The organism is Nonomuraea sp. NPDC049784, assembly GCF_040659615.1.
In the GTDB taxonomy this organism is placed as follows: domain Bacteria; phylum Actinomycetota; class Actinomycetes; order Streptosporangiales; family Streptosporangiaceae; genus Nonomuraea.
Genome location: NZ_JBFAMX010000011.1, coordinates 1 through 12461 on the forward strand (window position 1 = coordinate 1; position 12461 = coordinate 12461).

A 12461-nucleotide genomic window follows, 5' to 3' on the forward strand; every position below is an offset into this window, starting at 1 on the left:
CCCGACCCTCCTGGCCGACACCGGCGTGCCGGCGCCCCGGCCGGGCGCCCCCGGCGGCACCGCGACCCCGGGGCCGCGGCCCGGCTCCGCGGGCGGCAACGGGCCGATCATCAGCCCCGCGCTCGTCGCGGAGATCCGGGCGAAGTCCAGGGTGCGCTCCATCATCCAGCTCAAGCCGGGAGAGAGCGTCGAAGCCGTCGCGAGGGACATCGAGCAGGCCTCCGGGAGCAGCCGGGTCCTGGAGGCCGCGTCGTCACCGCACTTCTTCGTCGCCGAGGTGGACAGCGCGACGCTCGCGAGGCTCGAGAAGGACGACCGGGTCCAGGCCGTCTATAAGGACGAGCTGAGCATGCCCGCCCTCGACACCAGCACCGCCGTCATCCACTCGGACCGGGCGAACCAGGCGGGCTGGACCGGCAAGGGCACGACGGTCGCCATTCTGGACACGGGGATCGACCGGGACCATCCATTCCTCACCGGCCGGATCGTGGACGAGGCGTGCTTCTCCTCCTCCGACGCCCGAGACGGCACCGTCTCGCTCTGCCCGAACAACGAGCCCGCTCAGACCGGCCCCGGCTCGGCCGACGCCGAGACGGCCCAGTGCATCGTCGAGGGGGTGAACGCCTGCTCCCACGGCACGCACGTGGCCGGCATCGCCGCCGGCCGGATGACCACGGGCGCGCCCGCCAACGGCGTCGCCCCCGAGGCGGGCATCCTGCCGATCCAGGTCTTCAGCCGCGTGAACAACCCGGCGACCTGCGTCGTCGGCCGCACTCCCCCACCGTGCTTCCTCAGCTACATGTCCGACCAGAAGCTGGCGCTCGAGTACGTCGCGCGGGTGGTCAGGGCCCACAACGTCGCCGCGGTGAACATGAGCCTCGGCGGCGGCGGCCCGTTCAGCCAGGCGTGTGACGCGGACGCGACCGGCGCCGCGGTCAAGCCCGAGTTCGACACGCTGGTGAGCCTGGGCGTGGCGCCCGTGGTGGCGGCGGGCAACAACGGCTTCACGAACGGCGTCGCCGCCCCCGCCTGTGTCTCCAGCGCCGTCGCGGTGGGCGCCACCGACGACCACGACCACCTGGCCGGCTTCACCAACCGGGGGCCGCTCCTGGACCTGTTCGCGCCGGGCGTGGGCATCACGTCCTCGGTGCCCGACGACACGTACCGGGAGCAGAGCGGCACGTCGATGGCCGCGCCGCACGTGGCGGGCATGTTCGCGCTGATGAAGCAGGCGTACCCGGACTTCACGGTGGCGCAGAGCCTGGAGCGGCTGAAGGGGACGGGCGCGGCGATCCAGTACTCCGCCGCGGGTACCTCCGTGACCACGGCCAGGATCGACGCGGAGCAAGCGACCGCGGCCGCCCACGCGTGATGCTCTGACATCAGTTGTCCTCTTAACTACACTTCTGCAACAAACGCCCCCGATCCCCCCGGAGGAACAGTTGAGACTCTCGTCTCTGCTGGCCGGCGCCATCGCGTTAGCCGCCACCTCGGCCGCGCTGGTCGCCACACCCGCCCTCGCCGACCCCGAATCCAAGATCGACCCCGCGATCACCGCCACTGGGGAGCACCGCGCCATCGTCCGCGTGCGGCAGTCGGCCCAGGTGCGGTCCGCGCAGGCCAGCGCGGAGGAGGTCAAGCGGGACAAGAGGAACGTCTACGCGGAGCCACCTGCCGAGGTGGCCGGCAAGCTGGACTTCTTCGTCTACCGGGGCAGCCGCGCGGAGCTCGAGAAGATCGCCGAGCAGTCGGACGTCGTCTCCATCCGCAAGGACAGGGTCAACGAGCCCTCGCTGGTGGAGAGCATCCCGCTGATCGGCGCGGACCGGGCCCACCGGCAGGGCTTCACGGGCAAGGGCACGGCCGTCGCGATCCTGGACTCCGGCATCGACAACGACCACCCGGCCTTCGGCGACCGCATAGTCGCCCAGGCCTGCTTCTCGGCCGCCGACCCGGAAGACAACTCCACGCCGCTGTGCCCGAACGGCAGCCAGTTCCAGATCGGCGACGGCGCGGCCAACGCCGAGACGGCCGCGTGCATGACGGGCGCCCCGCAGCCGCAGTACGGCCTGTGCTACCACGGCACGCACGTCGCGGGCATCACGGCCGGCCAGGCCACCGCCGACTTCCCGGCCAACGGCGTGGCGCCCAAGGCCAAGATCGTCCCGGTGCAGGTGTTCAGCCGCTTCGACAACTCCCCGTACTGCGCCGGCCGCCCGGTCTGCATCCTGGCGTACGACTCGTCCGTCCTGACCGGCATGGCGTACGCGGACCTGCTGGCCGACCAGTACGACATCGCCTCCGTGAACCTGAGCCTGGGCGGCGGCCAGTACACCGAGGCCTGCGACGAGGGCGACGGGGCCGACTTCAAGGCCGAGGTCGACAAGCTCCTCGCCAAGGGCACCGCCACGGTGGTCGCGTCGGGCAACAATGGCTGGGACGCGGCGGTGTCGTGGCCCGCGTGCGTCTCGAACACGGTCGCCGTGGGCGCCACGGACAAGCAGGACGCGGTGGCCGCGTTCTCGAACCGGGGGGCGCTGCTGGACGTGTTCGCGCCCGGGGTGACGATCAAGGCAGCGATCGCGGGGAACACGTACGCGACGCTGAACGGCACGTCGATGGCCACTCCGCACGTGACGGGCGCCCTGGCCCTGCTCCGCCAGAAGCAGCGCCACGCGGGGGTGGACCAGCTGGTCGACCTGTTGAAGCGCACGGGCAAGCCGATCACGTACACGAGCGCGGGTGCGGAGGTCACGACCCCGCGCATCAACGTGTACGCGGCCTTGCACAGCCGCTAGGTCCGAAACGGGGCAACGGGCAGGTGACCCGCCCGTTGCCCACTTTCCCTAGATCACTTCCCGGAGCACGTCGTCGACCGGAGTGGCGCTCACGCCGAGGATCTTCTCGGTCTCGGAGAAGTCGATGACGAACGGGTGACCGGGCTTGGCGAGTACTTCGTGCATTTCCGCCCAGAACGGCTCGGTGAACGCGAGCAGGGTCAGGTCGCGTTCCGTCATCTCCTCCATCCGCGGCTCCGGCGCCCCCGCGAGCCGCGCGAGCCGCCCGGCCAGTTCCCGGACCGACAGGGTCGAGGTGGGTGCGTGCCAGGCCCGGCCGTACGCCTGCTCGTTGCGGCTCGCGGCCACCAGCGTGCGTGCGGCGTCGCCGATCGCCGAGTAGCTGTGCGGCACGTCGAGCTCCTGAGGCACCAGGGCGAGCCTGCCTTCCAGCACGGGCCCCTGAACCATGAGGCTGAACACCGAGAAAGCGCCGGCGCCGTAGAACTGGGCGGCCCGCACCTCGGTGACCTTCACTCCTGAGGTGGCGGCCTCCTCCCATGCCAGCGCCCTGACTCGCCCCTTGCGCCCGGTCGCGGCCAGCGGGAAGCCGGGCGTGATCGGCCCGTCCACCGGCCCGTAGGCGTACAGGTTGCCGAGCATCACGTAGGCGACACCCGTCCGCTTCACCGCGGTGAGCAGCGACGTCGTCAGGATCGGGAACTGCTCGGGCCAGGTGTGGTACGGCGGCGCGGCGGTGGTGAACAGCGTGTCCGCGCCCTCAGTGAGCTCGGTGAGCCGATCGGCGTCGGTCGCGTCCGCGGCGACCTTCTCGACGAGCGGGTGGTCGGGCCCGCCACCGGTGCGGCTGATCATCCGTACCCGCTCGCCGTCCTCGGCCAGCAGCAGAGCGGTCTTCGACGCGGTGGCCCCGCGACCCACGATCACATTAAATTTCATGATTACAACGGTGCCGACCTGCGACCTCGTAGCATAGTGGCCAGAATGCCAACTATCCGGAGGATCTGGCCATGCACCGCGTCACCGCCGTCATCGTGCCCCCCGTGCTGAGCTTCGACGTCTCGATCCCGCTCATGGTGTTCAACAACGGCGCCCACTACGACGTCCGCGTCTGTACGGCACGGCCCGGCCCGGTGCCGACCGTTGGGGGCCCCGATGTGATGGTGACGGACGGCCTGGAGGCGGTGGAGGGCGCCGGCACGGTGATCGCTGTCGGCAGCGGCGGCGAGCAGGCTCCAGCGGAGGTCCTCGACGCCTTGAGGAAGGCCGCGGCCGGCGGGGCACGGATCGCCTCACTGTGTACGGGCGCGTTCGTGCTGGCCCAGGCCGGCCTGCTCGACGGGCGCCGCGCGACCACCCACTGGGGGCTGGCCGGCGACCTCGCCGCCCGCTTCCCGTCGATCGATGTGCGACCTGATGTCCTGTTCATCGAAGACAGCGGCATCTTCACCTCGGCGGGCGCCGCGGCCGCCATCGACCTGTGCCTGCATCTGATCAGGCTCGACTACGGGGCGGCGGTGGCCAACGCGGCGGCGCGGCTCGCGGTCGTCTCTCCCGTACGGCCGGGCGGCCAGGCCCAGTTCATCGAGACCCCGCTGCCTCCTGAGCGCGGCACCTCGCTCGCCCCCACCCGGGCCTGGGCGCTCGAGCGCCTCGACCGCCCGCTCACCCTGGCCGACCTGGCCGGTCACGCCAAGGTGAGCGTGCGGACGCTGACCAGGCGCTTCCACGCGGAGACCGGACTGAGCCCGCTCCAGTGGCTGCTGCACCGGCGCGTCGACCGGGCCAGGGAGCTGCTGGAGACCACCGAGCTGCCCATGGATCAGGTCGCCGCGAAGAGCGGTCTGGGCAGCGCTGACTCCCTACGCAAGCACCTGGCCGGTCGCGTCGGGCTCACTCCCACGGCCTACCGTGCGAGCTTCACCCGGGTGGGGTGATCAGCCGTTCAGAGCCCCCGCCACCTGCCGATCCGGCTTGCGGTGAGCGCGTGGTGAGCGGGCGGTGAGCCCTCCGGAGGAGGCTCTGCGTCATGAAGAACATCAACGTCCTGATCTCCGGCGCCTCCGTCGCAGGCCCCACGCTCGCCTACTGGCTCCGCCGCCACGGCTTCAACCCCACGGTCGTGGAGCGCGCCCCCGCACTCCGCGACGGCGGCTACGCCGTCGACTTCCGCGGCGAGGCGCACCTGTCGATCCTGCGCCGCATGGGCATCCTGCCCGACCTCGAGCGCGCCCGCACCGGCATGGGCTCCATGTCGTACGTCAACAGCGCGGGCAAGCCACAGTCCAAGATGCCCGCCGACCTCTTCGCCGGAGACATCGAGATCCTCCGGGGCGACCTGGGACGCATCCTGTACAACGCCACCAAGGACCACACCGAGTACATCTTCGGGGACTCCATCACCTCGCTCACCGAGGACGAGCACGGCGTGACCGTCACCTTCGAACGCACCCCGCCCCGCAGGTTCGACCTGGTGATCGGCGCCGACGGGCTGCACTCCAACACCCGCCGCCTGACGTTCGGGCCGGAGGAGCAGTTCGTCAAGCACCTCGGCCTCTACTGCGCGATCTTCACCACGCCCAACCACCTCGGGCTCGACCACACCGGGCACGCCTACCGCACCGCGAACAAGCTGGTCGCGTGGTACAGCTCCCGCCACAACACCGAGGCCAAGGCCGTCTTCTACTTCGCCTCGCCGGCGCTGGACCTCGACCGCCGCGACGTGGCCCGGCAGCAGGCCGTTCTCGCCGAGAGCTTCACCGGCAACGGCTGGCAGAGCGACCGCCTGCTGCACGAAATGCGGCACGCGCCCGACTTCTACTTCGATTCGGTCGGCCAGGTCCACATGGACGCCTGGACGCGAGGCCGGGTCGCCCTGATCGGCGACGCCGCCTACTGCCCCTCCTCCCTGTCGGGCATGGGCTCGGGGCTCGCCCTGGTCGGCGCGTACGTCCTGGCGGGAGAGCTGGCCGCGGCGCACGGCGACCACCGCGTCGCGTTCGCCCGCTACGAGGAGGAGATGCGTGCGTACGCGACCGGCTGCCAGAAGATGGGCGACGGCGTCGCCAGCCTCATGGTCCCGGGAAGCCGCTTCATGGCCGGGCTGCTCAACCAGTACTACAAGCTCATGCCTTACCTGCCCGGGAAGAACATGGCCTCCAAGATCGCCCGCAAGACCGCCGAGAACGTCACGCTACGCGACTACAGCGACCTCGCCAGGCGATAGCGGCCGCCGGCGCCGTACCCCTTCCACATGCGCGGCGCGGCTCCGAATTGTGTCGCTTAGGGTGGCTTCTATGGACGCAGGCAAGGCGATCTTCGAAACCGTCGACAAGCTTCGCCAGCGGCGCACGGCCCCGCTGGTGCTGGAGCTCGATCTCACAGAGGGCCTCACCGAGGGCCCGCCGACGGACCCGCTCGCCGCGGTGCTGTCCATGCGCAAGACGCGCCTGTCCGACGTCCTGTCCGGGCTCAAGCGGGCCAGGCAGGACTCCAGGGTCAAGGCGCTGGTGGTCAGGATCGGGAGCAACCCGCTGGGCCTGGCCATGGTGCAGGAGCTGCGCCAGGCTGTGATCCACTTCAGGGCCGCGGGCAAGCTGACCGTCGCGTTCGCCGAGACGTTCGGGGAGTTCGGCGGCGGCACGGTGCCGTACTACCTGGCCACCGCGTTCGAACGCGTCTACCTGCAGCCGAGCGGCGACGTCGGGCTGACCGGGGTGGCGCTGGAGCAGCGCTTCGTGAAGGGCGCGCTGACCAAGCTGGGAGTGGGGTACGAGGCCGGCCAGCGGCACGAGTACAAGACCGCCGTCAACACCTTCACCCAGGACCACATGACCGAACCCCACCGCGAGTCCATGAGCCGCATCGTGGAGTCGGTCACCGAGAGCCTCATCACGGGCATCGCCGACGGGCGCAGGCTCGACCCGGGCAAGGTCCGCGAGTTGATCGACCGCGGCCCGTTCACCGCCGCCGAGGCGGAGGAGGCCGGGCTGGTCGACCGGCTGGCGTACAGGGACGAGGTGTACGACGAGGTCAAGCAGGCGGCGGGTGATGAGGCACACCTCCTGTACGTGTCCCGCTACGCCAGGAGCGCGGCCGTGAAGAAGCTGCCGCACCCGATGTCGGACGGGATCGCGCTCATCCACGGCAGCGGCATGATCAGGACCGGCCGCAGCGGGCGCAGCCCGCTCGGCGGCGGCGGGGCGATGGGCTCCGACACGATCAGCGCCGCGTTCCGCGCGGCCAGGCGGGACGAGCACGTCAAGGCCGTCGTGTTCCGGGTGGACAGTCCCGGCGGCTCGTACGTGGCCTCCGACACGGTGTGGCGGGAGGTGATCCTGACCCGCAAGGTCAAGCCGGTGATCGTCTCCATGGGTGACCTGGCGGCGTCCGGCGGCTACTTCATCGCGATGGCCGCCGACGTGATCGTGGCTCAGCCCGGCACGCTGACGGGCTCGATCGGCGTGTACGGCGGCAAGCCGGTCGTTGCCGAAATGCTCGAAAAAATCGGGATAAATTCGGAAATGGTCGCTGCGGGGACCAACGCCGGCATGTTCTCCACCTCCCGCGGCTTCTCCCCCGATCAGTGGGAACGCGTGAACGCCTGGCTCGACCGGATCTACGACGACTTCGTGGGCAAGGTGGCCGCGAGCCGCGACCTCACCAAGGAGCGCGCGCACGAGCTGGCCCGCGGCCGCGTGTGGACCGGTGCCGACGCGCACGCCAGCGGGCTCGTGGACGAGCTGGGCGGCCTGGAGGACGCGCTGGCCCTGGCCAGGAAGCGTGCCGGCCTCGCCGACGACGCCCCCGTCCGCACCTACCCCCGGCTCAACCCGCTCGAGCGGCTGCGCGGGCCCGAGTCCAGCGAGGACAAGTCCGCCGCCCTGGCCCGGATCCGCCTCGACGCATGGGGACCGCTCGCCCGCCTCTCCGCCGAACTCGGCCTCCCGGCCGCGGGGCCCCTCCTCCTGCCTGACTGGTACGTGATCCGCTGAGCCCCGGCTGGGGAAGGACGCGCGACGTCAGGCGAAGAAGGTTTTCGCGCGTTCCAGCGCGTCGGTGTCCAGCAGGATGTCGTCTGGTCGGTTCGCGTAGCCGACCAGGGCGCCGCCCCACGTCCCGCCGAAATACTCGCCGGACCGCCGCAACGTCCCCACCAGCGGATCCGCCACCGACCGATCCTCTTCGCTGATCACGGTGACCGCCCACGTGGTCTTGTCCGCCATCCGGCGCCTGAAGTCGTATCCGGGCACCCGCAGCCACCCCGACCAGTAATCGAGGTAGAGCTTGGTGGTGGCGGACACGCTGTACCAGTAGAGCGGCGACACGATCACCAGGTCGGTGGCGGCCAGCGTGGCCTCGATGAGCAGCTTCTCCGCACCCGTAGGAGCCGGATAGACCCCGTCACCACCCGTATGGCGGATGTCCCGGAAGGGCGGGAGCGGGTGGTCGTCCAGGTGGATCCAGCGTTGCGTGACGCCCGGCGGGAGCTGGGCGGCCGCGTGGCGGGCCAGGGTCTCGGTGTTGCCGTCGCGCCGGGCGCTGCCCAGGACGAAGAGGAAACTACGCATCACGTTCCTGACGCACGGTAGCGGCCGCGGAGCCGTACCAGAGGTTGGAGGGAGGGGCTGACGTAGGGGACGGCGAGGACGGCGGCGATGAAGAGCGTGTGGTCCCCGGCCGGGACCACCTTGGTGGTCTCGGCCTCCAGGGCGGCCACCCCGCCCTCCACCACCAGCGCGTCCGTGTGCTCGCCCCGGTGGTGCGGGGTGCCGGCCAGCAGCAGGCGAGCACTGGGCCGGCCGGCTGTGGCGAAGCGGCTGGCGATGGCCGCCTGGCCGGACGAAAGGAGCGAGGCCGCCCAGCGGTCCTGGCGGAGCAGGACCTCGTTGAGGTAACCCTGGCTGGCCAGGCTCACCAGCACGAGCGGGGGCTCCAGCGAGACCGACATGAGAGCCGACACCGTGGTGCCCAGGTCGTCGCGCCCATCGCGTACGGTCACCACCGCCACCCCGGCCGCCAGCTGCGCCATCGCCTCCGTGAACTCACTCACGGAAACAGTCTGGGGGAAGTCACGACCAGAACCTCCGGGGACTCACAGCGCAACCGGAAAGTGAGGGCCCCCGGACGACGGGGACCCTCACCAGTGTCAGGCGAGGCCGTTGGAGGTCAGCCATTCCTTGGCCACCGTGGCGGGCTCGTCCTTGTTGACGGAGATCTTCTGCATCATGTCCAGCAGAGACTGCGTCGTCAGCTTCGCCGAGATGGCGTTCAGCGTGGTCTTGATCGTGTCGTTCGCGCCCGCCTTGTAGATCAGCGGCGTCACGTTCTGGGCGGGGAAGATGTTCTTGGGGTCCTGCAGCGGCACGAGGTTGTTCGCCGTCATCTTGGGGTCGGTGGTGAACACGTTGCCGATCTGGATCGTGCCGTCCTTGATCGCGTCAGCGGTGGTCGGGCCCGTGGGCTTCCACTCCTTGAACTCGACCCCGTAGACCTCCTTGAACCGCGCCTCCCACCGCTTCTTGAACTCGGGCGGGCCGCCGACGGTGAAGGTCTTGGAGACCTTGGCCAGGTCCTCCATGGTGTTCAGCGACTGCTTGGTCTGGGTGTCCTTGCTGATCGACAGGCTGTCCTTGTCCTCGGCCGGTGAGGAGTCGAGGATCTCCAGCTCGGCTGGCAGCTTCTCCTTCAGCGCGGCGTTGACCTCGTCGGTGGTCGCGGCCGTGTTCTTCAGGTCGACGAAGGCCAGCAGGTTGCCGTTGTACTCGGGCACGATCGTCAGGCCACCACTCTTGACCTGGTCGTACACGGCCTCGCGGCTGCCGATGCGCGGCTTCTCCTCCACCTGCACACCCTTGGCCTCGAGCGCCTGGGAGTAGATGGACCCGAGCAGCACGCTCTCGTCGAAGTCGAAGGACCCAATGACAGCCTTGCCCCCGCCCCCGCTCGAAGCCGAACCGCTGGGGGCCGCGCTCGAGGTGTCGAGCGGATTGCCTCCAGTGCTACCGCCGCCACCACTACAGGCGGCCAGCCCGAGCATCGCTGACATGAGCACCGCAGCGATGCCGTACTTGCGTCCCATTTCGATTTTCCCTTCTAAGCGGGAGGTAATAGGGGAGACTACCGAATCTTCAGACGTCGGCTCACCCCTGGGGATACCGTCACTCTCTGGGCGAGGGTGAAGAGTACCTGCACGACTAGGGCGAACAGCACAATCAGTACTGAACCCCCGACGACGCTCGCGTAATCCTTCGTCGCGAAACCGTCGATCACGAACCTTCCGAGGCCGCCGAGCCCGGTGTACGCGGCGACGGTGGTGGTGGCCACGACCTGGATCGCCGACAGCCGGCAGCCCAGCAGGATCAGTGGCAGCGCGACCGGCACGAGCACCCGTCCGAGCACCTGCCCGCCGCGCAGGCCCATCCCGTACGCGGCGTCACGCAGCTCGGGATCGACCCCCTTGATGCCCTCGAACGTGTTCACCAGGATCGGCGGCACCGACAGCAGCACCAGCGGGATGATCACCGGCCAGATCGAGGCCGTGCCCAGCAGCAGCACGAACATCACCAGCAGTCCGAGCGTGGGCAGCGCCCTGGCCAGGTTCGCGGTGACGACGACGATCACCTCGCCGCGGCCCGTGTGGCCGATCAGCAGCCCCAGCGGCACCGCGATCAGCACGGCCAGCGCCAGCGCCAGCGCCGAGAACTCCAGATGCTCCAGCAGGCGCATGGGGATGCCGGAAGGACCTGACCAGTTCTCGCCGCTCCCGAAGAAGTCGGCCAGCCAGCCGAAGAACGCTGTCAGCCAGCTCACGAACCCGTCCCCCTTCGTGCCCGTACCCATGGAGTGAGCAGCCGCTGCGCCAGCACCAGCAGCCCGTCGGCGATCAGCGCCAGCGCCACGATCAGCACGATCCCGACGATCACCGGCGGCATGAACGGGTTCTGGTACGCCCGCGTGAACAGCCCGCCGAGCCCTCCTTGCCCGATCAGCGCACCCACGCTGACCAGGCTGATGCTGGAGACCGCCACCACCCGCAGCCCCGCCAGCACCACCGGGACGGCGATCGGGAGCTCCACCGCGATCAGCCTGCGCAACGGCGTGAACCCCATCGCGACGGCCGACTGCCGCACATGATCGGGCACCGAGCCCAGCCCGTCCACGACGGCCGGGATCAGCACGGCCATGCCGTAGAAGGTCAGCGGGATGATCACGGTGGTCTGCGACAGCCCGGTCACCGAGATCAGCAGCATGAAGACGGGGAGCGAGGGAAGCGCGTAGACGACGTTCATGAAGCCGGAGATGGGCTGGTAGAGCCAGCGCCAGCGCACGCAGGCGAGCCCGAGCGGCAGCGCGATGACCAGCGCGACCAGGATCGGCACGAGAGACATGGTCAGGTGGTCGATGAGCAGGTTCTTGATGCTGTCGACCCGGCCGGTGTCCCAGTTGCGCCCGATCCACTCCCAGATGGAGGGGGGACCGTCAGCCATCTGCCGCCTCCGCGAGCGCCTCGTCGAGCGTCTCCCTCGTGGCCACCCCGACGACCTTGCCCTGCTCGTCCACGGCCACGGCGCAGCCGGACGGCGACAACAGCGCCGCGTCGAGCGCCGTTCGCATGGAGTCGCGCCCGCGCACGAACGTCCCGTACGGCTCCAGCTCGTCGGGCCGCGACGCGGACACCCACCCGGTCGGCCGGCCGTCCGGGTCCACGACCAGCCGCCACGGCTCGTCCGTGGCGGCGGTCAGATCGGTACGCAACCGCAACCCCTCGGTGGAGATGAACTGCAGCCGCCTGATCCCCCTGTCATGCCCGAGGAACTCCCGCACGAAGTCGTCGGCCGGGTCGGACAGCAGCGTCTTGGGGTCGGCGATCTGCGCCAGCCTGCCGCCCACCCGCAGCACCGCCACGCGGTCGCCCAGCTTGATGGCCTCGTCGATGTCGTGGGTGACGAACACGATGGTCTTGTTCAGCTCCGACTGCAGCCTGAGCAGCTCGTCCTGCAGGCTCGTGCGCACGATCGGGTCGACCGCGCTGAACGGCTCGTCCATGAGCAGCACGGGCGGGTCCGCGGCCAACGCCCTGGCCACGCCCACGCGCTGCTGCTGACCGCCCGAGAGCTGGAACGGGTAGCGCCCGGCGAACGCGGGGTCGAGGCCGACGCGTTCGAGCAGCTCCATGGCCCTGTCGCGGGCCTTCTTCTTGTCCCAGCCGAGCAGGTAGGGGACGGTGGCGATGTTGTCGACGATCTTCCGGTGCGGGAACAGTCCGGCCTGCTGGATGACGTACCCGATGCCGCGCCGCAGCGTCGGCGGGTCGATGCCCTGCACCGGCGTGCCGTCGAGGAGGATCTGACCCTCCGAGGCGTCGATCATACGATTGATCATCCGGAGGGAGGTCGTTTTCCCGCAGCCCGAGGGGCCCACGAGCACGGTGATCTCACCCGTGGGCGCCTCAAGGTCGAGGCGGTCCACGGCGACCGTTCCGTCCGGATAGCGTTTGGTGACAGCGTCGAATGTGATCACGCGCGAACTCTCGCTTCAGGCTTCTGGGGCAGGGGTCGCAGCCCCCTGCCACGACCGCCGCATGATCTCTTGAGAGCACAGACTACGGCCGTCTGAACCGCCCTGTCCTCCCCAGTACCTCCTGAAGCGTTTCAGTTGACC

12 protein-coding genes are annotated in these 12461 nt (G+C 69.8%); 5 read left to right on the forward strand and 7 right to left on the reverse strand.

The genetic code is table 11. From position 1 onward, the window contains the following. The coding region (locus AB0J09_RS05020; protein WP_360685278.1) for a S8 family serine peptidase at positions 1-1372 on the forward strand (1372 nt) is incomplete at its 5' end. 70 nt (positions 1373-1442) lie between these two features. After that, positions 1443-2798: a S8 family serine peptidase gene (locus tag AB0J09_RS05025; RefSeq protein WP_360685281.1), complete on the forward strand. Its 1356-nt coding sequence runs from the start codon at positions 1443-1445 to the stop codon at positions 2796-2798. A 48-nt stretch (positions 2799-2846) separates the two neighbouring features. On the opposite strand, the gene AB0J09_RS05030 is transcribed toward AB0J09_RS05025, so the two are convergent. After that, on the reverse strand, positions 2847-3737 hold the full coding sequence (locus tag AB0J09_RS05030) for an NAD-dependent epimerase (RefSeq protein WP_360685284.1): 891 nt from the start codon (positions 3735-3737) through the stop codon (positions 2847-2849). A gap of 71 nt (positions 3738-3808) precedes the next feature. Here AB0J09_RS05030 and AB0J09_RS05035 point away from each other — a divergent pair, with 71 nt between their 5' ends. From AB0J09_RS05035 to sppA, 3 genes are all read left to right on the forward strand, one after another. Beyond that, complete coding sequence (locus AB0J09_RS05035) at positions 3809-4735, forward strand: helix-turn-helix domain-containing protein (RefSeq protein ID WP_360685287.1); 927 nt, start codon at positions 3809-3811, stop codon at positions 4733-4735. A 92-nt stretch (positions 4736-4827) separates the two neighbouring features. Continuing rightward, positions 4828-6024: an FAD-dependent monooxygenase gene (locus AB0J09_RS05040; RefSeq protein ID WP_360685290.1), complete on the forward strand. Its 1197-nt coding sequence runs from the start codon at positions 4828-4830 to the stop codon at positions 6022-6024. Positions 6025-6094: 70 nt separating this feature from the next. Next, positions 6095-7792, forward strand: a complete 1698-nt coding sequence (gene sppA, locus AB0J09_RS05045) for a signal peptide peptidase SppA (protein ID WP_360685293.1) — start codon at positions 6095-6097, stop codon at positions 7790-7792. A 27-nt stretch (positions 7793-7819) separates the two neighbouring features. Here the strand turns inward: sppA and AB0J09_RS05050 are convergent, their stop codons facing one another. The 6 genes from AB0J09_RS05050 to AB0J09_RS05075 form a co-directional block, all read right to left on the reverse strand. Continuing rightward, entirely contained in the window at positions 7820-8368 is a 549-nt protein-coding gene (locus AB0J09_RS05050; RefSeq protein ID WP_360685296.1) for an NAD(P)H-dependent oxidoreductase, read from the reverse strand. Further along, on the reverse strand, positions 8368-8850 hold the full coding sequence (locus tag AB0J09_RS05055; RefSeq protein ID WP_360685299.1) for a flavin reductase family protein: 483 nt from the start codon (positions 8848-8850) through the stop codon (positions 8368-8370). Before AB0J09_RS05055 ends, AB0J09_RS05050 begins: the two co-directional genes overlap by 1 nt. A 96-nt stretch (positions 8851-8946) precedes the next feature. Then, positions 8947-9879 (reverse strand): ABC transporter substrate-binding protein, encoded by a 933-nt coding sequence (locus tag AB0J09_RS05060; RefSeq protein WP_360685302.1) that lies wholly within the window; start codon positions 9877-9879, stop codon positions 8947-8949. A gap of 38 nt (positions 9880-9917) precedes the next feature. Beyond that, entirely contained in the window at positions 9918-10610 is a 693-nt protein-coding gene (locus tag AB0J09_RS05065) for an ABC transporter permease (protein ID WP_360685305.1), read from the reverse strand. Further along, positions 10607-11287: an ABC transporter permease subunit gene (locus tag AB0J09_RS05070; RefSeq protein ID WP_360685308.1), complete on the reverse strand. Its 681-nt coding sequence runs from the start codon at positions 11285-11287 to the stop codon at positions 10607-10609. Before AB0J09_RS05070 ends, AB0J09_RS05065 begins: the two co-directional genes overlap by 4 nt. Then, the gene (locus tag AB0J09_RS05075; protein WP_360685311.1) at positions 11280-12320 is read right to left on the reverse strand and encodes an ABC transporter ATP-binding protein; all 1041 of its coding nucleotides are present in this window, start codon (positions 12318-12320) and stop codon (positions 11280-11282) included. Before AB0J09_RS05075 ends, AB0J09_RS05070 begins: the two co-directional genes overlap by 8 nt. Positions 12321-12461 lie beyond the last annotated feature (141 nt).